The sequence below is a fragment of the Longimicrobium sp. genome (assembly GCF_036399255.1).
GTDB lineage: Bacteria > Gemmatimonadota > Gemmatimonadetes > Longimicrobiales > Longimicrobiaceae > Longimicrobium.
The window spans coordinates 50,555-73,432 of the sequence record NZ_DASWNM010000080.1 but is presented as its reverse complement, the minus strand read 5'-3'; the positions used below and the strand labels follow the sequence as shown (position 1 = coordinate 73,432).

At 69.5% G+C, this 22,878-nt stretch carries 20 protein-coding genes; 6 read left to right on the top strand and 14 right to left on the bottom strand.

Translation table 11 applies throughout. The annotated features are described in order from the left end of the window. Positions 1–83 precede the first annotated feature (83 nt). Genes VGC13_RS13830 through VGC13_RS13820 form a run of 3 tightly spaced genes read left to right on the top strand, consistent with a single transcriptional unit; the run spans position 84 to position 3,504 of the window. On the top strand, positions 84–2,009 hold the full coding sequence (locus VGC13_RS13830; protein WP_331125844.1) for a hypothetical protein: 1,926 nt from the start codon (positions 84–86) through the stop codon (positions 2,007–2,009). Further along, positions 2,006–2,782 carry a hypothetical protein gene (locus tag VGC13_RS13825; RefSeq protein WP_331125843.1) on the top strand — a complete coding sequence of 259 codons (777 nt, stop codon included), beginning with the start codon at positions 2,006–2,008 and terminating at the stop codon, positions 2,780–2,782. The genes VGC13_RS13830 and VGC13_RS13825 overlap by 4 nt, the downstream gene beginning before the upstream one ends. Further along, a complete protein-coding gene (locus VGC13_RS13820) occupies positions 2,782–3,504 on the top strand; it encodes a hypothetical protein (protein WP_331125842.1) in 723 nt (240 codons plus the stop codon). The genes VGC13_RS13825 and VGC13_RS13820 overlap by 1 nt, the downstream gene beginning before the upstream one ends. Here the strand turns inward: VGC13_RS13820 and VGC13_RS13815 are convergent. Then, positions 3,486–6,203: a histidine kinase N-terminal 7TM domain-containing protein gene (locus VGC13_RS13815; RefSeq protein ID WP_331125841.1), complete on the bottom strand. Its 2,718-nt coding sequence runs from the start codon at positions 6,201–6,203 to the stop codon at positions 3,486–3,488. The two genes, VGC13_RS13820 and VGC13_RS13815, sit on opposite strands and share 19 nt — an antisense overlap. 675 nt (positions 6,204–6,878) lie before the next feature. Between VGC13_RS13815 and VGC13_RS13810 the strand changes: the two genes are divergently transcribed. Beyond that, entirely contained in the window at positions 6,879–7,583 is a 705-nt protein-coding gene (locus tag VGC13_RS13810; RefSeq protein WP_331125840.1) for a lytic transglycosylase domain-containing protein, read from the top strand. A gap of 194 nt (positions 7,584–7,777) precedes the next feature. Here VGC13_RS13810 and VGC13_RS13805 read toward each other — a convergent pair whose 3' ends face one another. The 7 genes from VGC13_RS13805 to VGC13_RS13775 all read right to left on the bottom strand — a co-directional run bounded on the left by VGC13_RS13805 (position 7,778) and on the right by VGC13_RS13775 (position 13,697). Further along, positions 7,778–9,130: a hypothetical protein gene (locus VGC13_RS13805; RefSeq protein ID WP_331125839.1), complete on the bottom strand. Its 1,353-nt coding sequence runs from the start codon at positions 9,128–9,130 to the stop codon at positions 7,778–7,780. An 849-nt stretch (positions 9,131–9,979) separates the two neighbouring features. Beyond that, positions 9,980–10,996, bottom strand: a complete 1,017-nt coding sequence (locus VGC13_RS13800; RefSeq protein WP_331125838.1) for a DUF6929 family protein — start codon at positions 10,994–10,996, stop codon at positions 9,980–9,982. Further along, on the bottom strand, positions 10,993–11,910 hold the full coding sequence (locus VGC13_RS13795; protein WP_331125837.1) for a ChaN family lipoprotein: 918 nt from the start codon (positions 11,908–11,910) through the stop codon (positions 10,993–10,995). The genes VGC13_RS13800 and VGC13_RS13795 overlap by 4 nt, the downstream gene beginning before the upstream one ends. After that, complete coding sequence (locus VGC13_RS13790; protein WP_331125836.1) at positions 11,907–12,194, bottom strand: hypothetical protein; 288 nt, start codon at positions 12,192–12,194, stop codon at positions 11,907–11,909. The genes VGC13_RS13795 and VGC13_RS13790 overlap by 4 nt, the downstream gene beginning before the upstream one ends. Then, positions 12,191–12,670, bottom strand: a complete 480-nt coding sequence (locus tag VGC13_RS13785; protein ID WP_331125835.1) for a hypothetical protein — start codon at positions 12,668–12,670, stop codon at positions 12,191–12,193. Before VGC13_RS13785 ends, VGC13_RS13790 begins: the two co-directional genes overlap by 4 nt. A gap of 252 nt (positions 12,671–12,922) precedes the next feature. Further along, positions 12,923–13,222 carry a hypothetical protein gene (locus VGC13_RS13780; protein ID WP_331125834.1) on the bottom strand — a complete coding sequence of 100 codons (300 nt, stop codon included), beginning with the start codon at positions 13,220–13,222 and terminating at the stop codon, positions 12,923–12,925. Further along, positions 13,215–13,697, bottom strand: coding sequence for a hypothetical protein (locus tag VGC13_RS13775; RefSeq protein ID WP_331125833.1), 483 nt, complete (start codon positions 13,695–13,697; stop codon positions 13,215–13,217). Before VGC13_RS13775 ends, VGC13_RS13780 begins: the two co-directional genes overlap by 8 nt. 352 nt (positions 13,698–14,049) lie before the next feature. Between VGC13_RS13775 and VGC13_RS13770 the strand changes: the two genes are divergently transcribed. Together VGC13_RS13770 and VGC13_RS13765 are read left to right on the top strand one after the other, a co-directional pair. Beyond that, entirely contained in the window at positions 14,050–15,105 is a 1,056-nt protein-coding gene (locus tag VGC13_RS13770) for a transglutaminase domain-containing protein (RefSeq protein WP_331125832.1), read from the top strand. 200 nt (positions 15,106–15,305) lie between these two features. After that, entirely contained in the window at positions 15,306–15,539 is a 234-nt protein-coding gene (locus VGC13_RS13765; protein ID WP_331125831.1) for a hypothetical protein, read from the top strand. 100 nt (positions 15,540–15,639) lie between these two features. Here the strand turns inward: VGC13_RS13765 and argH are convergent, their stop codons facing one another. From argH to argC, 6 genes are all read right to left on the bottom strand, one after another. Beyond that, positions 15,640–17,064, bottom strand: a complete 1,425-nt coding sequence (argH, locus tag VGC13_RS13760) for an argininosuccinate lyase (protein WP_331125830.1) — start codon at positions 17,062–17,064, stop codon at positions 15,640–15,642. Positions 17,065–17,067: 3 nt separating this feature from the next. Next, positions 17,068–18,300, bottom strand: coding sequence for an argininosuccinate synthase (locus tag VGC13_RS13755; RefSeq protein WP_331125829.1), 1,233 nt, complete (start codon positions 18,298–18,300; stop codon positions 17,068–17,070). A gap of 286 nt (positions 18,301–18,586) precedes the next feature. Beyond that, positions 18,587–19,150 carry an N-acetyltransferase gene (locus VGC13_RS13750; RefSeq protein WP_331125828.1) on the bottom strand — a complete coding sequence of 188 codons (564 nt, stop codon included), beginning with the start codon at positions 19,148–19,150 and terminating at the stop codon, positions 18,587–18,589. Further along, complete coding sequence (locus VGC13_RS13745; RefSeq protein ID WP_331125827.1) at positions 19,141–20,325, bottom strand: acetylornithine transaminase; 1,185 nt, start codon at positions 20,323–20,325, stop codon at positions 19,141–19,143. Before VGC13_RS13745 ends, VGC13_RS13750 begins: the two co-directional genes overlap by 10 nt. Beyond that, positions 20,312–21,079 carry an acetylglutamate kinase gene (gene argB, locus VGC13_RS13740; protein WP_331125826.1) on the bottom strand — a complete coding sequence of 256 codons (768 nt, stop codon included), beginning with the start codon at positions 21,077–21,079 and terminating at the stop codon, positions 20,312–20,314. Before argB ends, VGC13_RS13745 begins: the two co-directional genes overlap by 14 nt. Next, complete coding sequence (argC, locus tag VGC13_RS13735) at positions 21,076–22,068, bottom strand: N-acetyl-gamma-glutamyl-phosphate reductase (protein ID WP_331125825.1); 993 nt, start codon at positions 22,066–22,068, stop codon at positions 21,076–21,078. The genes argB and argC overlap by 4 nt, the downstream gene beginning before the upstream one ends. Positions 22,069–22,878: the final 810 nt, after the last annotated feature.

Here is a 22,878-nt window from a genome sequence, read left to right as displayed (position 1 = left end):
CGCGTTTGGTGACACTTGCGGAAAGCGCCGTCCCGTCTTACGGTCCCGAGGGCCCGTCGCGAAAATTCCCGTCGAACTCCCTCATGGATAACATTGGTTGGCGCTTTCTGCAGGTTCGCCCGGAGGCGGTGAGCCAGGATCCTACCCAGCAGGAATTCTTCGGGCCGGAGGAGGGGTCGGCAGGAGCACTCGTCCGGGAGTCAATACAGAATTCTCTGGATGCCAGATCCAAGGACCACGCAGGTCCAGTGCGGGTCCGGTTCCGCTTTGATCATTCGGAGAGTGCACTGTTCGCCGCTTCGGACTACTTCGCTGGCATTATCCCTCATCTACTGGCGCAGTTCCCGAACCATGTGCCCGCTGGTGACACTCCCATATCCTACCTGACGGTCGAGGATTTCGGTACTCGCGGGCTTCAGGGCGATCCCGCGCACACCATCTATGACGAGCATTCGGCAGAGAAGGAGGTTCGCAATGACTATTTTTACTTCTGGCGGAATGTGGGGCGTTCACGGAAAGAGGAAGCAGAACGGGGCAGATGGGGACTTGGAAAGACGGTTTTTCCTGCGTCGTCGACCATCAGTTCGTTCTTCGGCCTGACCGTCCGTGCGAATGATCAACGCAGGCTCCTGATGGGTCAGTCGGTGGGCATCATACATCAACTCAGCTCTCCTGACAGTAACAGGCGGATCTATGAACCGTATGGATATTTCGGTCGTTTCCAGGACACGAATGAATTGGCGCTTCCAATCGAAGACCCCGGATTCCTTGCCGCCTTCTCAAAGGCATTCAGTCTCTCCCGTATGAATGAGCCGGGCCTGTCGGTGGTAATCCCGTTTCCACAGAAGGAAGTACATCCCGAAGCGATCGTCCGGGAAGCAATCCGGAGCTATTATCTCCCGATACTCACGGGGGAACTGGTCGTTCAAGCAAGCAACGCGACTAATTCGTTCCAGATCACGGCGGAGAACATCCGCGAAGTGATCCGGACGCTCGACTGGCGGCCAATGCGAATGACTGCCAGCGAGATGATTGCATACGTTGATTTTGCTGCGGATGCGGTCAACGTGGCCGCGGGAGGTTTTTTCCTCCTGCCGGAGCAGGATCTGAAATCCGCACCGGACTCATTGAAGAAACGATTGCCCGAGGCTGATCTCCCGGCTCTGCAGGAGCAGTTTGATACAGGGGAACTTCTTGCATTCCGGATTCCGGTACTCGTCAAGAAAGCTCGGCAGACGGAATCATCTCATCTGGATGTATTTCTGAAACGAGATGATTCTCTCGGAAGTGGCACTGCCGACTGCATCCGGGAAGGACTGGCGATTACGCAGACCGGCAAGCAGCCGCGCCAGCCTGTCCGGGGCCTTGCCCTTGTCACTGACAAGCCGTTGTCAACCCTGCTCGGCGACTCCGAGAACCCCGCGCATACCAAGTGGCAGGAACTCTCCGACAAGATCAAGGAGCCAAAATACATCCACGGCCGCAGTACAGTGCGGCTCGTCAATGGTGCCGTGCAGCAACTCGCGGATGCTCTTTCCTTCCGTCCAGAGACACGCGACGAAAAGCTCCTGAGCGACATCTTCTTTCTTCCGGAAGATACTTCGGATCCCGCAAAGAAGGGGACCAAATCTCAGAAGGACCGCTCTGGAGAGTCGGAGCCCCCGTCAGTTATTCCGGAGCCGACCACCTCCGGAATTGCACTCTCCCAAGTCGTTGGCGGGTTCCGCATCAGCGCTGTGGAAGTCAGTGGACGAACCGTGGAATGGATTACCATCGATATGGCGTACGCCGTGGCGAGTGGAAATCCGCTGACGAGATATCGGCCCTTCGACTTTGACCTCGCAACGATGCCGATGCGTGGAAAGGGGATCACGATTGATGAGGTCTCCGGGAACCGGGTCAGACTGCGGGTAGTCGATCCACAATTCGTGTTCGCTCTCACCGGATTTGACGAGCGGCGCGATCTGATCGTCCGTGCGATTCCATCCTATGCGTCGGAGGCCGAGTGAGGCGCACTTTCAATTATACCGGGCGACGCCGAATCCCGCTGGATCTGATCTCGATTCGCGTATATTCGCTCGATTCAGGTGCACGGTGGTTCGATGCCGACCTGACGCGCCTGCATGAGTTGAAGCTTCCAGAAAACGCCCGGATTTTCGTAGAGGCGTATTTCGAACGCGCATACCGCCGATTCGCGTTCGGAACGGTTGCCTCGATCAAGGTGCCCGAAGACCGTAGCCTGGAGGAGATTGATTTCGGCGGGCGAATGCAATTCCGGGTGAAGGTCACGGATGTTACCGGAATGCACGGTAAACTCCTCGCATCCGCCGAGGAGATCATACCCGCACTTCCTCAGCAGGACGAGCGCGCCCACGAATCACTTCTGCCAGTTGAACCGCGTGGTGACATGGGGCAGGAAGTCTGGCGAGTGAATTTCGATGCAGGGGGGCCGTATCTGGAAGTCAATTCCGCCATAGACGGTGTAATGGATTTGTTCCGGAACAACAAGATGTTCGCAGCATTGGTGTATCCACACGCGCTGAGAACAATCCTTACTCAAGTGCTGTTGATTCACCGATCGGGATCGGACGACGCCGGGTGGGAAGCTCGATGGTTGCGCTTCGGCATGTTGCAGGTTTCCACTCCGGCTCCTGATCCGTCTCCTGGTGCCGCAACCGACGAAGAGATCACGAGCTGGATTGATTCAGTGACGGCCACCTTCGCGACCAGGCTCCGAGGGGCCGATTTCGTCCGCGAGGCTCAGAAGGAGGAGAAGCTCTGATGAAGCTGCGCGCACTTACGCCGGCAGGTGATGAACAATTCCGTGCATATCTCGACCGTCTTCGGGCTGGCGCGGAGGAGATGCCGCCTACCTTTCTGTTGCAGAGTTCGCAAACCTCATGTACGATCCCAAGTGGAGGGATCGAAATCGAGGTCGAACAACACGGTTTTCCAGACAAACTCTCGGCAGCCCACTATCTTGTCGAGCGTCTTCGCCCGGTGCCGCTTCAGGTCCAACGTGAGGAGCTTGGACTCTGGAGTTGGCTCAGCCTGTTCTTCTTTGACCAACTAGCCCCCGCCGCCGTTGGTGGAAAGCGGAAGCTGCTCGCAACCGAGTTGTACATCCCATCAACGCATTTTCAGCGGCGCTACCGGCACCTGCTTCTGGGTCCCTGTCTTGCCTTTCGCCTGCATGGAACTACTGCCCGCCTGCTGCTGACGAAGCCGCTCAACGTCTGGTCAGACGTGGAGGAGCAGTTGTTCGGCGTTCAGGAGGTGGTTCAGATCCCGGGGGCATTGCAGGCAGCCGATCTTCTTTACTTCGACGGAGTAAAGAACCAACCGAAGCGCGGTATTACGAATCGGAACAAGGGAGGAACGATCCGCCGTTTCCGGGAGGTACTGCAGCAACTCGACGTAACCTTTGATATCTTCGCCTTGGAAGGCCACGAAATCGTGGAATTGCTACCGAGCGAATTCGATCGCTACAAGGTTGTTAGCTGAGAGCCCGGTTCGATGCCGGAATCATCTTCCGCCAGCGTAAACCAGAACGTCGTCCCGATCCCCAGCTCGCTCTCCACGCCCACGCGGCCGCCGTGGGCCTCCACGATGCCGCGGGCGATGGGGAGGCCCAGGCCGGCGCCGGAGCGCAGGTCGGTGCCCTCGGCCTGCCAGAACGGCTCCCACAGGCGGTCCACGTCTTCGGGCGCAATGCCCGGGCCCGTGTCGCGCACCCAGAAGCGCACCCCATCCGCCTCGGGCGCCGCGCCCACCGTCACCGTGCCGCCGGCCGGCGTGAACTTCAGCGCGTTCCCCACCAGGTTGCTGAACACCTGCAGCACCCGGTCGCGGTCCGCGCGCACCGCCGGGCAGTCGTCCACCGACGCCGTCAGCCGGATCCCCCGCTCCTCGGCCAGCGGCTCCATCAGCCCCAGCGCCTCGCCCACCAGCTCCGCCGGCGCGCGGGGTGCCGCGTTCAGCCGCAGCTGCCCGCCCTCCATGCGCGCCACGTCCAGCAGGTCCTGGATCATCCGGTCCATGGCCTGCGCGTTGTTCACCACCCCCTCCATGGCCTCGCGCGCCGCCAGGGGGAGCACGCCGGACCCCAGCGCCGCATCCACGTTCAGCAGAATGGCCGTCAGCGGGTTGCGCAGGTCGTGGCTCACCACGCCCAGCACCGAGTCGCGCGCCCGCAGCGCCTCGCGCGCCTCGCGGTACAGGCGGGCGTTGTCGATGGTGAGCGCGGCGCGGCGGGCCACCTCCTGCGCCACCCCCAGCTCCGCCGGCCCAAAGCGCCGCCCGGGCTGCGTGCTCACCAGGGTAATGGCGCCCAGCGTGCGCCCCCGCGCCGTCAGCGGCACGATGATGAACGAGCGCGGGGGCGAGGGGCTGGCCAGCCACCGCTCGCGGTGCCGCTCGTCGTGGGCCAGCTTTTCCACCAGCGCCGGCGTCACCTCGGGGACCAGGATGGGCTCGCCCGTCTGCACCACGCGCAGCACCGGCCGCCGCTCCGGGTCGGCGTCGGGGGGATTTCGGACGTCGGCCAGCAGCCGCGCCTCGGCGGCGGGGTCGGCGTGGGCCACCGCCACCCGCCGGGTGCCGCCGTCCGGCTCGGCCTCGTCGATCAGGCAGTAGTCCGCCAGCACCGGCACCGCCAGCCGCGCCAGCTGCCGGAACCCCGTCTCGTAGTCGAAGGTGGCGCTCAGCAGCGTTCCCACCTCGGCCAGGAACGCCGCACGCCGCTCCGCCGCCTGGGCCTCTTCGCGGGCGCGCCGCTCGCGCTCCAGCAGCTCCGCGCGCATGCGCTCCGCCGCCCGGCGCCGCGAGATGTCGCGGTAAATGCCCCAGGTGCCCACCTGGCGCCCGTCGGCGAACACGGGCGTCCCCGTCACGTGCACCTCTACCTGGCGGCCGTCGCGCCCCTGCCGCACCGTCTCCAGCTCGGCCTTTTCGCCCGCGATCACCCGCGCCGTCAGCTGCTGCCCCTCGGCGCTCAGGGCGGGGGGGACGATGAGCTCGTTGATGGTGCGCCCGGCCGCCTCCCGCGGCTGCCAGCCGAACAGGCGCACCCACTCGCCGTTCACGTCCATCACCCGGTCTTCGTGGTCCAGCAGCACCAGCCCGTCAGGCGCGGCCTCGAACAGCTGGTCCAGGTAGGCGCGCTGCAGCACCAGCGTCCCCTCGCGCCGCTCGGCCTCGGTGATGTCGCGGATGACCAGCAGCCGCCCCGTATCCACCCCCGCCGCCTGCAGCGGCCGCACACGCACCTCCACCTGCCGCCGCGCGCGCCCCTCGCCCAGCGCAAAGCGAAGGGCGCCCGTCCTCCCCTCCGCCAGCGCCTCGGCGATCGGCGCCAGCACCTGCGCCGCGGGCCGGCCCACCACCTCGCCGCTGATCCCCAGCAGCTCGCGCGCGGCGGGGTTCAGGTCCAGCACGCGGCCCGTCTCGTCCACCACCACCACGCCGTCGGGCATCTCTTCCACCAGCGCCTCGCGCGCCACGGGCACCAGGTCCAGCAGCCGCAGGCGAAAGATGGCCCAAAAGAACACGGCGCCGCTCAGCATGAAGAGGAACGGCATGGGGTTGGCCGCAAACCGCACCGTCCGCGACAGGTGCAGCACGTTGCCGATCCAGGGCACGGCCGCGGCAAGGACGATGGCGACAGCCTGGCGGCGGTACAGGTGGGTGGACCGCAACGCCCGCAGCGCCACCATGGCCACGGCCAGCGAGAGCAGCGCCCACGAGTACCCCACGTGCAGCCAGAACCCCCAGCCGTTCACGCTGTCGATGGCGGCGTACCCGTCGCGCTCCACCAGCGCGAACCGCGACCAGAAGGCGTGGTGCAGCGGGTTGGTGAGCGCCATCCCCAGCGTAAGCAGGGGGATGGCGGATAGCAGGGCGACGGCGCGCGGGGTGAGCCACCGTTCGCGCCGGGTGTACTGCAGCGCGAACACGGCCCAGGCCAGCGGGACCACGATGGCGCCGGCCTGGGTGGCCTGGGCCAGAAGCAGCTTGCCGTGCAGGTCGGCGCTGGCGCGGTACAGGGCGTAGAACAGCGCCCACGCGCTGGACGAGGCCATCAGCAGCACGAACCCCGTTGCGGCGGGGACGCGCCGGTGCCGCCACGCGAACAGCGCCAGCGCCGCGCACACCAGTGCCGACACCAGCAGGGGGATGAAGAGGGGCGTCGGCTGCCAGGCCATGCGGGACGCGTGCGGCCGCCGTGCAACGGGCGCGGCGGTGCGGGTTCCAGACGCCCCGGTTCAAGGGGGCTGCGGATGGGTGGGACAGGAGGGAAAGATGCCCCCGCCCCGTCCATGCCCGCAAGCACGTACACCGGGCTGGCTGCGGCAAAAGACGCGCGGCAGGTGTAGCGGGCTTCCGTGCGCTTCAGCCGGCGATCTGCCGTCGCGGAAGATGCGGTACACACGGCGGTTGATACCAAACCCGCGGAAACCCCTGTCATTCTGAGGGAGCGCCCCACTCCGGGCTCTCGGGAAAGCCTCGGAGCCCGTTGGCGCGACTGAAGAATCTCCCTCCCCTCGCGCGGGACCCCTTCCCGGGCATCGCCCGGGAACCCCGCATCCGCGAAGATCCCGCCGTCCAGCACGCAGATTCTTCCCTCGGCACCACGCTCCCGCATCCAATGCGGAATCCGGGAAAAGACTTGTCTCACCCAGAGGGCGCAGAGGCCACAGAGGAACTGAACGACATCGATGTTTGGCCGGATCCTGTATAAAGGAGAGCCCTCGGCGGAGGGGATTCACGGCGTGGATCGGAGGCCCGCGACGGGCTGGTGCTTGCCAGCGGCCCGCTCGACGCGCATCATGAGCGCCTTCCGGAACCAAACCGGCTGACCAGAGCAAGGAGGCGACGACTTGAGCACGACAGCCGAACGCTGGATGTACGGCGGCGCCCGAACCCCGGCGCTGCTGGCCCTGGCGGCGTTCTGCGCCGTGGCGGCCCCCGCGGCCGCGCAGCAGGCACAGCCCGCCCCCGCACCACCCCCGCACCTCGCCGAGGTCCCGCGCGAAAAGGCGCTCCCCGCCGTCCCCCGCCCCGACGGCGAGTTCTGGCGCTGGCTGCGCGACGGCGCGCGGCGGCTGCGCACCCTGGACGGCGGACCCGTGGCGTTCGCCATGCGCTACCGCATCAGCCCGCAGCTGGCGCGGTCCATCCACGAAGCCGCGGAAGAACAGGGGCTGGACCCGGACCTGGGGTTCCGGCTGGTGCGGGCCGAGAGCAACTTCAACCCGCGTGCGCGCAGCCACGCCGGCGCCCTGGGGCTCACGCAGCTCATGCCGTTCACCGCCCGCTGGCTGGACCGGCGGATGACCTCGCCCGAGCGCATCATGCAGCCCGAGGCCAACCTTGCCGCCGGCTTTCGCTACCTGCGCCGCCTCATCGACAAGTACGGCGACCTGCGCCTGGCGCTGCTGGCGTACAACCGCGGCGAAGGCGCCGTGGACCGCGACCTGCGCCGGGGCCGCAACCCCGAGAACGGCTACACCCGCCGCGTCCTGGGCACCGGCACCGAGCGCTACCACGGCGACGGCCGCCACTCCCCCGCCGTTCGCAACTGACGCAGGGGATTGTGATTCGGGAAAAGCCCGACGGATTCCGCGGTTAGAAGTTGAAGCCCCGTTCGGCGAGCGTGAGCGAGCCGAGACGGGGCTTCTGGCCTTTCCAGCCGCGGGCTTTAGCCCGCGGTGTGTGGGTCGCGGGTCGTGGTCGCGGGTCGTGATCGCGGTCCCGGTCGCGGCCGCGGTGTGTTGCATCACGTCCCGTAGCGCTCCTCCGCCTCCCGCCGCCGCGCCGGCACCGGCGGGGCCTCCGTGGCCTGCGCCAGCGCCGTGATCCACGCGCGCATCACCGCGTCCACGGGAATGGCGAGCAGGTCCGCGGACGCACCCGCCGGCATGCGCGGCACGCGGGGGATGTCGATCGGCTCCACCGCGCGCGCCAGGTCACGCTCCCGCAGCAGTCCGCCCAGCTCCTCGATCCGCGCCAGCGCATCCTCCGCGTCCGCGGCGGGGGCGACGGTGCGGGGGATGCGCGCGCCGAACAGCCCGTCCGCCACCGTCGCCTCCACCGCGGCCGGCAGCGGCATCCGCGCGGCAAACGCGCGCAGGTCCGCCTGGAGGGCGCGCAGGTCCGCCGGGTCGCCCGCCGACACCAGCTCGGTGGAAAGGGTAAAGACGTGCTCGCGCGCGTTCAGCGGCAGCGCCCGGCCCAGCATCACCCGGCCGGGGTGGGCCTCGCCGTAGGGATCGCGGATGCGGATCTCGCGCCCGTCGGTCAGCGAGCGCACCATCGCGATCTCGTCGTCCATCCGCCACAGCACCTGGAACGCGCCCGCGACCGAATCCACCAGCGCCCGCGCCGCCGTCCGCCGCGCCTCGGGCCAGCGCATCCCCTCGTCCGAGGCCAGCAGGGTGGCAAGGATCGGCTCGCCGTGCGCCAGCGTCGCGCGCTCGGCCAGCGCCCACTCCATCCGCCGCTGCACCGAGCGCAGCCCCGCGTCGCCCTCGTCGTCTTCCGCGCTCCAGCGCTCGGAGTACCAGTACGACGCCTCTACCTCCAGCTCCAGCAGCGGATCGTGCGCCGCCCACGATTCCGCGGCCGAAAGCACGTGCTCGGCCGCGCGCGCCAGCGCCTCCGCGGGGGAGAGCGCGCGGATGCCGGCCACCAGCTCGTACCGCGGGTGCGACAGCAGCATCAGCGCGTGGCCGTGGTGCTCCAGCGCCGCCTCCACCAGCCACTCCGACGCCAGCCCCAGCGGCGCGGTGTCGGGACGGGGCAGGTGCTCCGCCGCGGAGGGGGGCAGCGCGCGCCGCAGCCGCTGCATGCTCCCGTGCAGCCGCGCCGCCGCAATCCCCAGTGCCGAGGCCGTGGGCCCGCCGGGCGCGTTCACCACGTGCGCCACGATGCGCTCCGCCAGCGACGCCGCCTCGCGCGCCACCGCGTCCGCCGGGTCCTCGCCGTCGGGCGGAAGCAGCGCGGCCAGCGCGGCGCCCTCGCTGGCGGTGGCCAGCACGCGGACGGCGTGGACCGCCTGCGGCGCCAGGGCAATCAGCCGCGCGCCTTCGGGAAGCGAACGCGGAGCGCGGGTCAGGACGGATGCGGTCATCGAACGGCTCGTGCTGGGGTGCGGCGGCCCGTGTAGCCTGTCCACATCCATATGCAAGACCTTCGCCATCCGTTCGGGAAACAGGCGGAGCGGGGGATGGGCGGTGGGTGAGGGATTCGGGCCGGGCTCAGAGTCGGGCAGGGATGAGCGGGTAAACCCGCTGCTGGAAAAGCGACAAGCCCCGTCCCGGCTCGCTTGCGCTCGCCGAACGGGGCTTCAACAGCATGCGGTCTTCGAGCCCTGGCCAGCCTGTCGAGTCCTCGATGAAAGCCGCGATCTGTCATTCCGAAGGAGGCGCCGCGCAAAACCCGCCCTTGTCGCATAACCCTGGCGCCGACTGAGGAATCTACCGTCTGAATCCTCGTAATCTGCTTCTCGCCCGGCACCGGCGGTTACAGTCCGCGCAGGCGGACTTTGCGCCTTTCCAGCGGCGAATTCATTCGCTCCTCAAGGCGGACACTACCGACCGTTTGGTGAGATCGCATCGATGAGTTCGGCATCCGGAGCCGGTAATACCATATCCGACCAAACTGTCATTCTGAGGGAGGCGCCGCGCGGTGCTCTCCTTTTGCCCAGGAGTGTGGCGCCGACCGAAGAATCTTTATCCGAAGCGGCAGGATCTTTCCGTCACGCGGGGTTCCCGGGCTCTGCCCGGGAGAGGGCTCCGCGCGAGGGGAGGGAGATTCTTCGGTCGCGCCAACGGGCTCCGCGAATTTCCGAGAGTCCAGGGAGGGCGCTCCCTCAGAATGACAGGTGCTTTTCCGGATTCAGTTTGAATCCGGAGGGCTAACCCTATTTCGCCAAACCAAACGGGACCGCGGATGGTGATCCGCGGCCCCGCTTTCGTCGTCACACCGGCCAGTCGCCCGCCAGCTCCACCTCGCACAGCTGCGAGGCAAGATGCGGATCGTCGCGATCCACCACCACGTAGAGCGTGCCGGGGCGCGGGCCGCGCGCCAGCCCCTCCACCTTGGCGTCGAACCCGGCGCCGGCCGCGTTCTCCAGCACCGTCCACCGCGCCTCGCCGTCCGCGCCGATGATCCCCACCGCCGAGCCGGCCACCGGCCCGTCGTCCACCGCGTTGGGCGATGCCTCCGCAGTGGCGGTGTAGACCAGCGCGCCCCCGAACGCCGCCGCGTCGGTAAAGGTCAGCCGGCAGCCGTCGATCTCGCCCAGCGCGTACTGGATCACGTTCTCAGGCCCGGGGGCGGGATGCGCGCCGGGGCCGTCCAGGTACGCCCGCAGTGCCGCCCACTCCACCTCGCAGGTGGCGTCCACCGGCTGCCGGCCATCCACCGCCGCGCCGTTGCCGCGGTTCAGCAGCACCAGGCGCCCCGCGCGCCACACCGCCCCCTCCACGTTCAGCTCGCTCCCCGCGAACTCCGCCGCATCCCGCAGCCGCGCATAAAAGGTCAGCGCCTCGCGCAGCTCCACGCGCGGCGCGGGGCCGGCGGCGTCGCGCACGTGCAGCACGCGCTCGCGCAGCGCCGACGAGCCCGAGCCGAACGCCACCACCATCTCGTCGCCGCACGCGTCCGGCACCGTGGCGCACGCCTCCAGGTCAAGCTTGAAGCGCTTGTTTCCGCGCACGTCGTCGAACTGCCGCAGCCCGCCCTCGCCCGCGGGGAGCGGAATGGCGCGGCAGAGGCCCGTCGCCGGGTCCGCCAGCGCGACGAAGTTGGCGTCGTCCTGCATCACCGCCAGCGCCCCGCCGGTCCACGCCAGCCCGGAGCCCGCCCGCACGTGCGCCGGCCGGTCCAGCGCGGCGTCCGCCCCCTCCGCGTACGTCAGCGGCACCGTGCGCACCACCCGCGCGCGCAGCGCCGGATCGCGCCGCGCGACCACCCTTCTCACCGCTTCGCTCATGGCCGTGCCGCCGCCGGAGGCGCGGGGACCAGGACCACGTAGTCGCCGCGGTCCGCGAGCCCCGCCGCGTCCGCCGTCGCCGGGTCGGGCACGGGGACGATAGAGATGACGGCGATGCGCGCGTCCGGCAGCCGGCGCGCCAGCCGCTCGGCCGTGCCCAGGCGGTGGTCGCTGTGAAAGGCGCCGTTGTAGTGCACCACCATCCACCCTCGCCACGTGTCGCGCGCCCGGACGATGGACTCCGCCATGGTCTCGTCCTTCAGGCACTGCGCCGCGTAGAAGCGCGCCAGCGTGGCGTTGGCCGCGGCGGTGTCGGGTGCGGCGCCGTGCCCCCCCATTCCGCCCATCGCCTCGCCAAAGCGGCGAAAGTACTCGCCCTCCGGCGCGCAGCGGCGTTCCGCCGCGTACAGGCGGCCGTGGCCGAACGGGAGCGTGTCCAGCGCCGCCATCCCCCCGCGCGACACCACCTGCGCCAGCGGGCGCGGGACGTTGGCCGCCACTACGGGCCAGCGGTGCGCGCGCGCCGCCTCCACCAGCGGCCGGTAGTCCGACGCGTAGTTGCCCCACGGCCGCGAGCGCGCCAGGAAGTCCGCCTCGGGCAGGCGCCCCACGGCGTAGTCGTCCAGCAGCGGCTGCACGTCGCGCTCGAACATTTCCAGCGACACCATCACCCGGCCCCGCCGCGCGGCCAGCGCATCCAGCAGCCGCGCCTCGGCGCGGTGCGTCGCCGGATCGTCGTGCTGCTCGCCGACGAGCACCACGTCGTGCCGCGCCAGCGAATCCGCCATCGTTCCCCACGGCACCCACCGCCCCGCCCGCGAGTCCCACACGCGCGGATCGGCGCCCGTCTGCGCAGCCAAGGGCGCGGCGGCCAGGGAGAGGGAGAGAAGAAGCAGGCTCAGGATCACGCTCACGCCGCGGGCCTCTTCTGCTTTCCAGCGTTGGACAAGGCGGCCTCCTCCGCCGCCGCCTCCCGATCATGCTCGACGTACGACGCCCAAAGCTTGCGGTAGTCGCCTCCGTACTCGGCCAAGGCGTTGCGGCGCATCTCAGCCACTTCGTCCAGAAGTGGATCGGGCAGCCACTCGCCGGTTCGCGCGTGATGGTCTAGCGCGCGCTTTACGAACGCGTCGTAGCGCTCCCCTGCCTTGCGCAGATCGAACTCATCCAGCGGATCTGGCTGCAATTCGTCAGTCATGAGATCTCTTCCATCAGGGCCAGCGGCGTCAGGATACGCGGAACGAAGAGCCCGAGTTCTTCGTTCAGCCTCTTGATCCTATCCAATTTGTTCGGATTCGCCAAATGAAGGTAGTTCCACGTGGCCAGAACGTCGCATTCATGATGTGACGCCAGGGCAAGGTGCATGGCATCTCCCTCCACATTCTTCGGCATCAGCTGATGACGCACGTAGAGGTCCGCCGTGAGCAGGATGTCGCGGCTGGAGGGGAGCTCTTCCAGATGCCGCACGAGTGCCAGCCGCAGGGCGGCCTGTTCCGGCCGTCCGCCCGCGAGCTCGTTCAGCACGGCGTGGCTGACCAGCAACTCGCAGGAGTACTGCGCGACCGCCCACCACCGGTGCGTGTTGGCGCGGCGCTCCGCAGAATCCGCGTCGGTGCGGGTCGTGTGGTACGCGCTCGGGATCGTCGTGTCGAGGTAGATGCGTGGCTTTGGCATGCGCGCGAAGCTATCAGCGCGCAAAGAGGCTCAGAAAGACCGCGTGCGAACACCGCCAACGGGCGCACAGGCCGGTTCGGCAGCTGGCGCAATCCGGGCGCGGATGAACGTGCACACCGGGGCGTGCGACCGGCTGCGGTCGATGTCGGGCGGCTCGACGAGCAAAGGGGCTGCGGAAGACACGCGTCTTCCGCAGCCCCTTTCACGCTTCGACACCCATGGCGTCAGCTCAAGGCGAAACACCGGCCCCGATCACAGCCCGCTCACGCCAGTAGCCTGGTTCCTCTTGCTCGCGAACCTGGCGTTGGGATTCTGCTCCGCGAACAGCTTGTCCTGCTCCACGTGCCACCGCAGCACCTTGCGCCAGTCGTTGTCATGCTCGGCCATGATCTCCCTGCGGATCTCATCGATCTCGTCGAGAAGTGGATCGGGCGGCCACTCGCCCGTCCGGGCGTGATGCTCTCGAGCGCGGGCGACGAACGCATCATAGTTCTCCCGCGCCCTGCGGAGATCAAAGCCATCCCGGGCATCCGCCAGCGGTTCGTCACTCATGATCTTCCTCCATCAGGTCCAGGGGCGTCAGGATTCGCGGGACGAAGATCCCGAGTTCCGCGTTCAGCTTCTTGATCCTATCCAATTTGTTCGTATTTGCCAGATGATGGTAGTTCCAGGTAACCAGCACATCACATTCATAATACGAGGCAAGTGCCAGGTGCAGCGCATCACCCTCCACGTCGGCGGGCATGATCTTGTGCCGCACGTACAGGGCCGCAGCACGATCAACGTCCTCGTGCGGGAGTAGAAGCTCCAGTTCCTCGATCATCTCCAGCCGCCTGGGAACCAGGTCCGAACGTCCGCGGGCCAGTTCGCGCAGCACGGCGGGGCTCGTCACCAGTTCGCAGGCGCGGATGGCGACGTCCCACCATCGGCGCGTCGCGGCTCGCCACTCGATCATCTTGGGATCGGTGCGGCCGCTGTGGTATGTGCTCGGGATCGTCGTCTCGACGTAGATGCGTGGCTTTGGCATGCGCGCGAAGCTATCAGCGCGCGGGAGGGCGGTGGAAGGCCACGCCACAACACCGCCACCTGCGGCACAGGCGTGTTCCTCCGACGCTGGCCGCGCTGATCCTGAACATCGCCGTCGTGAACCTGTGGAACCGGCTCAACGTCCCCACCCGGACCGTGGCGGGCCCCAGCAAAGCCAGGATCTGCATACCCTGAGCAGCAGGCGGGATTCGGGCTGCTTCAATAAACGAGAACGGGAGCGGGCGGCGTCAAGCAGGACAAGGGGATAGATGTACGGCGCGGATGGATGTATCTTGTGCGCGCGGCACCCCCTGCCGCATCGGCGAACTCCCCGCATCACCCCGACGACCCCCATGAGGATGCTCAAGCGCATCGCTCTTTTCGCGCTCGCCGCGCCGCTGCTGGCGCTCACCACCCCGCTGGCCGCACAGGCGCCGCACGACTACGCCTTTGCCGACTCCGTGAGCCGCGCCGCGCCGGAGAGCGCCGGCCGCAGCGTGCAGGCGCTGGGCGCGTACTTTCGCGACGCGCTGCCGGGCGAGCGCGACCGCGCACGGGGCATCTACCGCTGGATCACGGACAACATCGCCTACGACATCGGCCTGTACCTGCGCGGCGGGTTCCTGATGCCGCCATCGCAGGACCCCACGTCCATGCTGCGCACGCGCAAGGGTGTGTGCGAGGGGTACTCCGCCCTGTTCCAGGCGCTCTCGACGGTGGCGGGGCTGGAGGCGGTGACCATCCTGGGCCAGGCCAAGGCGCTCAGCACCGATCCGCGGCGCCCGTACCGCACCCAGCAGCACGCGTGGAACGCGGTAAAGGTGGATGGCCGGTGGGCGCTTCTGGACGCCACCTGGGGCGCGGGGGACATCAACCTGCCGGAGCGGCGGTTCGAGCGCAGGCAGCGCGACTTCTTCTTCGACACGCCGCCCGCCAAGCTCATCTGGTCGCACCGGGCGTCGCAGGAGCGCTGGCAGATGCTGGAGCAGCCGCTATCCGCGCGCGAGTTCGAGCGGCTGCCCTTTACGCACCGCGACTTCTGGGAGCTGGGCTTTCCCGCGCAGCTCGTGTTCGACGCGGTGCGGCAGGAGGGCTTCGAAGGCTTCGCGGGCGTGTTCACCGCCGCCGGCCACTCGGTGGAAATCATGGACGCGCCACTCAACCGCACCCTGGTGCCGGGCCAGGCGCACGCGTTCCGCCTGCGCGCCCCCGGCGCCGACTCGGTGATCGCGGTAAGCGGCAGCAGCTGGCAGTACCTGAGGCAGGAGGGCGACGCCTGGGTGGGTACCGCCGCCCTGGCCGACGGCGAGATGGTGGTGATGGTGCGCTACCCCGACATCCCCGCCGGCGCCATCGTGCTGCGCTACGAGAGCGGCGTGCTGCCCGGCGACCGCCGCCGCGGCCGCTAGCCAGTTCCCGGACTGTGGCCGGCGCCCGGCACCACCGGATCCGCGATGCGCCTGCGGACCGCCTGTCCGCTGCGGCCCATGCGGATCCCTCGGTATAGAGACTCCTCGCGCCTTTCTTGTTTACTGGCGTAAATCGTGCGTGGTGGCTTGGTGGCCGCGGCAGGGGGCCGCGGCAGCAACCGCATTCCAAGGAGGCACGGATGCACGGTTCGACCACGTACCTGCGGCGGGGACTTTTGGGGCTGGTGTTCGCCGGGTCGCTGGGCTTCGGCGCCACGCAGGCGCTCGCCACGCCGGGCCAGCCGGCCGCCGCCATGGCGGCGTGCCCGGACATGGGGTACGACTATTACTACGCCTCGTGCGCCAACGCCTGTCCGCGCCGGCAGGGCTACTGCGCGGCCGGCGGCATCTGCCGCTGCGGCCAGATTCCCTGAGCCGGCATCCGCGACGCGCACGAAAACGGAACGGGGCTCCGGGAAACCATCTCCCGGAGCCCCGCTCCAAAACGGCGCCCCCCGGCGCCATGCATCTCAATCAGAGCGTAGCCGAAAGCTCCGCGATCTGGGCCTGCACCGATGCGGAAGACGTGCCACCGGCCGCCGCCCGCGCCTGCACCGACGCCCTGGCATCGAACAGCGCGTCCAGGTCCGCATCCGCGAACTCGGTGCTCACCTGCACGAACAGCTCGCGCGGCAGGGCGCTCAGCGGGCACCCCATCCCCTCCGCCGCGCGCACCAGCTTGCCCACCGCGCCGTGCGCCTCGCGAAAGGGCACTCCGCGGCGCACCAGGAAGTCCGCCACGTCCGTCGCCAGCATGGCGCTGTCCACGGCGCTGGCGCAGCGGGCGGCGTCGATCTGCATCGACCGCACCGTCCCCGCCACCGCCGGCAGCACGTCGCCCAGCGCGTCGAAGGCGGCAAAGAGGGCGGCCTTGTCCTCCTGCAGGTCCTTGTTGTAGCCGCTGGGCAGCCCCTTGAGCAGCGACAGAAAGCCGGTCAGCTCGCCGATCAGCCGCCCCGCCTTGCCGCGCGCCAGCTCCATTGCGTCCGGGTTTCGCTTCTGCGGCATGAGCGACGAGCCGGTGCTGAACCGGTCCGACAGCCGCACAAAGCCGAACTCGCTGGTGGCGAAGATGATCAGGTCCTCCGCCAGCCGCGACAGGTGTACGCCCGCCATCGACGTCACGAACAGCAGCTCCGCCACCCAGTCGCGGTCCGCCACGGCGTCCACCGAGTTGCCGCTGATGGCCCGGAAGCCCAGCGACTCCTTGAGCAGCACCCGGTCAACCGGGAACGGGCAGCCGGCGATGGCCCCCGAGCCCAGCGGCAAAATGCTGACGCGGTGCAGCGCGTCCGCCAGCCGCGCGCGGTCGCGGTCCAGCGGGTACGCGTGCGAAAGCAGCCAGTGCGCCGCCGAGACCGGCTGCGCGCGCTGCAGGTGTGTGTACGCCGGCATCACGGTGTCGCCGTGGGCCCGCGCCTGCTCCACCAGCGCCGCCTGCAGGTCGCGCAGCCCCGCCTCGAGCCCCTTGGCCGCCTCCAGCGCCCACAGGCGAAAGTCGGTGGCCACCTGGTCGTTGCGCGAGCGGCCGGTGTGCAGCTTCCCCGCGACCGGGCCCGCTTCCTCACCCAGCAGCCGCTCGACCAGCGTGTGGACGTCCTCGTCCTGGGCCGCGGCCCAGTCGGCGTCGGTCCAGGCGTCCAGCCGCTGCTCCACCGCGTCCAGGCCGCTGCGCAGGTCGGCGGCCTCGGTGGGGTCGATGACGCCCGCGGCGCCCAGGGCGGCGGCCCAGGCGCGGCTGCCGGCCACGTCCTGGCGCCACATCCGCCGGTCCACCGGGAGCGAGCGGTTCAGCCGGTCCATCTCGGGGGCCGGCCCCGCGCTGAAGCGCCCGCCCCACATGCGGGCGCCGGGCACGGCCGGCGGCGTCTGCGCCGGCATGGTCGGAGTGCACGCCATCGGTCAGTCCGCCGCCTGAAGGGTGGGTGCCAGCGCGGCCTCCTGCGCCTTGAGCGCGGCCACGCGGCTGGGAAGCCCGAACAGGCGGATGAAGCCCGCCGCGTCGGACTGCTGGTACACGTCGTCCTCCCCGAACGTCACGAACCGCTCGTCGTACAGCGACTGCGCGCTCCAGCGGCCGGCCACCGTCACGTTGCCGCGGTGCAGCTTCAGGCGAATCTCGCCCGTCACCGCCTTTTGCGTCACGTCCACCAGCGCGTCCATCGCCACCCGCTCCGTGGTCCACCAGCGGCCCTCGTACACCAGGTCCGCGTAGCGCGGCGCCATGGCGTCCTTGAGCGCCAGCGTGCGCCGGTCCAGCACCAGCTGCTCCAGCTCCGAGTGCGCGGCGTAGAGCAGGGTGCCGCCCGGCGTCTCGTAGATACCGCGCGACTTCATCCCCACCAGCCGGTCCTCGACCAGGTCGATGCGGCCGACGCCGTGCCGCCCGCCGATCTGGTTGAGCCGCTCGATCAGCTGCACCCCGCCCAGCACCTCGCCGTCGACGGACACCGGATAGCCCTCTTCGAACCCGATCGTCACGTACGCGGGCACCGGCGGCGCGTCCTGAGGCGAGCGCGTCATCAGGAACAGGTCCTCGGTGGGCTCGTACGCCGGGTCTTCCAGCGGGCCGCCCTCGTGGCTCACGTGCCACAGGTTGCGGTCGCGGCTGTAGATCTTGGCCCTGGTGGCCGTCACCGGCACGTCGTGCTCGGCGGCGTAGGCCAGCGCGTCTTCGCGGCTGCGGATGTCCCACTCGCGCCACGGGGCGATGACGGGAAGCTCCGGCGCCAGCGCGGCGTAGGTGAGCTCGAAGCGCACCTGGTCGTTGCCCTTGCCGGTGCAGCCGTGGGCCAGGTGCGTGGCGCCCACCTTCCTGGCGATCTCCACCTGCGCCCTGGCAATGATGGGACGCGCCATCGACGTCCCCAGCAGGTACTTGCGCCCGTAGATGGCGCCGGCGCGCAGCGTGGGCCACACGAAGCCGGTGACGAAGTCGTCGCGCAGGTCTTCCACGTAGCACGCACTGGCGCCGGAGGCCCTGGCCTTGTCCTCCAGGCCGCTCAGCTCTTCGCCCTGGCCCACGTCGGCGGCCACGCAGATGACGTCGGCGCCGTAGTTCTCCTTGAGCCAGGGAACGATGATCGAGGTATCCAGTCCGCCCGAGTAGGCAAGGACGACGCGAGGCTTGGGCATGTCGGGCGCTCCGATGATCGGTGGTTTATCAGGCTGCGTCGCGCTTTACCGGCGACGATCGATCGAACGAGTGCGTTAGTGCGTGAGTGCGTGAGTGCGTTAGTGCGTGAGTGCGTGAGTGGATCATCCCGGGCTCACGTGCCGTCGGCCGGCGCCCCCACCGCTCGCCCAGGCTCGCACCTCCCCCGAAACTGCCGGGGAGGTTGTGCGTGGGGCAGAGACGATCGGTATCGACCATCCGTTCACTTCCGCACTCACGCACTTCCGCACTCACGCACTTCTTTCCCTACTCCCAGTGCGACGCTTCCGACATCCCCCGCACTTCCTTTACGACGGCGATCTCGTCGCACGCCGTGAGCTTGGGGCAGTTGCGGCAGTCGCTCCACACCTTGGCCGGGAACATCTCCTTGGGCACGGTGCGAAAGCCCAGGCGATGGAAGAAGCCGTCGCGCAGCGTCAGCGCGAACACGGTGGTGATGCCCAGCATCTCGGCGTCTTCCACCAGCCGATCCACGATCCGGCCGCCGATCCCCGTTCCCTGCGTCACGGGGTCCACCGCGAGCGAGATGACCTCCGCCAGCGTGGGGCTGAAGATGCGCAGGCCGCCGCATCCCACCACGCGGCCGTGCTCGTCGGCCGCGACCACGAACTCGCGGAACAGGCGCACCAGCTGCTCGCGCGTCTTGGGCAGCATCAGGTTCTGCGCGGCAAAGCCGTTGATCATCGGCTCCACCTGCAGCATGTCCGCGATGGTCGCGGGGCGAACGTAGACCGGCCCCGACGCGTCGAACGGCGGCAGGTCGAGGACGTCCTCCGCCAGGGCGGGGGGTGCAATCTGTACTAGCAGCATTCGATCGCCTCCTCCAGCAGGGCCACGCCACGGCGCAGCTCGTCGTCCCCAATCACCAGCGGCGGAAGCAGGCGAACCACGTCCGCCCCCGCGCTGCACAGCAGCAGCCCCGAATCCAGCGCGCGGCCCACGATCCCCGCCGCGCCGTCGGTCTCGATCCCCCACATCATCCCCGCCCCGCGCACGGCGCGGACGCACGGGTTGCGCAGCGCCAGGGCGCCCAGCAGGTCCGCCAGAAGCGTCCCTTTGCGGCGCACCTCGGCCATGAACTCCGGCGCGCCGATCTTGCGGCAGGTGGCCAGCGCGGCGCTCGCCACCATCACCCCGCCGCCGAACGTGGTCCCGTGGTCGCCCGGCTGCAGCGCACCGGCGACCGCCTCGGTCACCAGCACCGCGCCCATGGGCAGGCCGCCGGCGAGCGGCTTGGCCAGCGTCATGACGTCGGGGCGAATGCCGGACGCCTCGTGCGCCCATAGCCACCCCGTGCGGCCCAGGCCCGTCTGCACCTCGTCCACCATCAGCAGCGCGCCGGCCAGGTCGCACAGGTGGCGCGCGGCCTTCAGGAACTCCGCCGGCACCGGGCGCACGCCGCCTTCGGCCTGGATGGGCTCGATGAGCACGGCGGCGGTGTTTCCCCACGACAGCCGCGCCTCCAGCGCCGCCACGTCGCCCACCTCGGCGAAGCGCACGCCCGGCATCAGCGGGGCGAACGGCTCCTGGTACGCGGGGCGGTCCGTCGCGGCGAGCGCGCCCATGGTCCGGCCGTGGAAGCCGCCGCGGAAGGCGACGATCTCGCGCTTCTCGGGCCCGGCCCAGCGGCGGGCGAACTTGATGGCGCCCTCGTTGGCCTCCGCGCCGCTGTTGCAGAAGAACACGCGGTCCGCGAACGAATTCGCCGTCAGCCAGCTGGCCAGCTCGCCCGCCGGGGCGGTGCGGAACAGGTTCGACGTGTGGATGACGCCGCCCGCCAGCGCGCCCTGGATGGCCGCGGCCACGTCGGGGTCGCCGTATCCCAGCGCGTTCACCGCGATGCCGCTGGTAAAGTCCAGGTAGCGGGTCCCGTCCTCCGCGATCAGCTCGCACCCCTCGCCGCCCACGAAGACCGGGCCGGCCGGCTTGTAGACGCCCAGCAGGGCGGAGGTGGCTTCCGTCGTCTTGGGTTCAGCAGCCAGCATGGGCGGCCTCCTGTATCGTCTCGATGCGCGTTCCCGCGCCGTCATCCGTCAGCATCGCCACGTCGCCGATGCGCACCCGTCCCACGCCCGCCGCGCGCGCCCGCAGGGCCGCCCGCAGCTTGGGGCGCATTCCCCCCGCCGCCTCGCCGCTCCGCAGCAGCGCCTCCGCGGCGTCCCCGTCCAGCATCTCCGTCCACGCGCCGCCGGCCTTCACCCCCGGCACGTCGCTGACGAAGAGCAGCTCCGCCGCGCCCATGGCCGCGGCGACGGAGGCCGCCGCGTCGTCGGCGTTCACGTTCAGCCCGCCGCCGTCCGGCCCGCGCGTCACCGGGCTGACCACGGGATAGAGCCCCTGCGCCAGCCACGCGTCCAGCAGCGCCGTGCGCACCTCCGTCACCTCGCCCGTGCAGCCCAGCGCGCCGCCCAGCAGCGGCCGGCCCCGTAGCAGCCCGCCGTCCTCGCCGCTGATTCCGACCGCGTCCGCGCCGGCGTCCAGCAGGGCGGCCACCCAGCGCTTGTTCACTGAGCCGCTCAGGACCATCCGCACCACCTCCAGCACCCGCGGCGTGGTGACGCGCAGCCCCTCGCGCCACTCCGGCTCGATCCCCAGCGCACGCTGCAGCTCCGTGACGTCCTTGCCCCCGCCGTGGACCAGCACCGTCGGCACGCGCGACGCGGCGATTCCGGCAGAGACTTCGCGGATCCATCCCGCGTCGTCCGCGCGGTTGCCGCCCACCTTGACCACGCGCGTCACGCCAGCCCCTCCGTCTCGCCCCAGCCGAACATCAGGTTCAGGTTCTGCACGGCCTGCCCCGCGGCGCCCTTCAGCAGGTTGTCGATGGTCGCGACGATGGTAAGCATCGGCGCGGAGACGTTCTGCACCGCCGCGACGCCGATCGCCACGCGGTTGGAGCCGACGACGTCCGCCAGCGCCGGCATCCGGTCCCGCATCACCCGCACGAAGGGCTCGGATGAATAATCATCCATCCACATCTGCAGCAGATCGCGGATCGGCTCCGCGAGCGGGACGTAGATGGTCTCCAGGATGCCGCGCTTTACCGGCAGCAGGTGCGGCGTAAAGACCAGCTCCGGCGCCGCGCCCCCCGCGATCCCCGCCGCCTGCGCGCGCATCTCGGCCAGGTGGCGATGGACGTTGCCTACCGCGTAGGCGCTGAACCCCTCGGCGATCTCGGCGAACATCAGCTCGCGCTTGGCGTTGCGCCCCGCGCCCGTGACCCCCGACGCCGCGTTGACGATCACCGGCCCGCTGATGAGCCCGCGCCGTAGCAGGGGCGCCAGGGCCAGCAGCGCGGCGGTGGGATAGCACCCCGGGTTCGCCACCAGCCGCGAGTCCGCGATCCGCGCCCGGTGCAGCTCGGGAAGCCCGTAGACCGCCTCCCGCGCCCAGCCGGGTGTCACCTCGCCGGGTACGCGCAGGTCGGCGGAAAGGTCGATGGCGCGCACGTCCGCCCCGCGGGCCCGCTCCATCCACTTCGCGCTTTCGCCGTGCGGCAGGCAGCTGACCACGCAGTCCGCCGCGCCCAGCGCCGCATCCTCCGCCCGTACCAGCGCCGGCCCGTCCACGCCGGAGACCACGTCGCCCAGCGCCCTGCCCGCGTCCGACTCGGAGGTCGCCCAGGCGATGCGCGCCCGCGGATGCCGCGCGACGAGCCGTGCCAGCTCGCGCCCCGCGTATCCGCCCGCCCCCAGGATTCCGATCCGCGCCGAAGCATAATTATTCATCACAGCGGAAAGGTATACACTTCTTGGGCAACAGTCAAGCATCCCGCCGTGGAAGTGCCGGTGAGGCGGGGGTTTGGAGGGATTTAGCCGGGGATTGGGTGCGACGACGGGGGGCCCTCTCCCCCGCCAGGCCTTTCGCTCGTTCCTCGCGACGGCTGGCGACCCCTCCCCCAAACTGCGGGGGAGGGGTGGGGACTGAGGCTCGGCGACAGGCATCGAACTGGCGCCAGCCGACGCCCCCCTCTCCCGGCTCTCCCCCCTAAACTGCAGGGGGGAGAGGTGACGCGTACGGAATCTTCGGTGCGCTCCGGGAGGGCAGGTGCGAGAACGGCTTGCCGCAGCGGATCGAATTCTCCCCTCTCCGTGAGGAACGAGCGGGGAGGGGTCGGGGGAGGGGCACCCCGGCGGACGCAGTTCGATCCACATCGAAGCGCGGGGAGGGGGTGGGGAGTGGGCTCGACGACAGGAATCGAACTGGCGCCCACCGGCGCCCCCCTCTCCCGGCCTCTCCCCCCTAAACTGCAGGGCTAAACTGCAGGGGGGAGAGGTGACGCGAGCGGAATCTCCGGTGCGCTCCGGGAGGGCAGGTGCGAGAACGGCTTGCCGCAGCGGGATCGAATTCTCCCCTCTCCGTGAGGAACGAACGGGGAGGGGCCGGGGGAGGGGCACCCCGCCGACGCAGTTCCATCCCCGCCGGACCGCATCGAACCTTTCCCTCTTACCTCTCCCCCGCGTTGTGCGAACCCCGCACTCCGCCTTATGCTAGGCATCCGAGGCACACCCATCCCCCGCGCACGGACCCCACCCGGC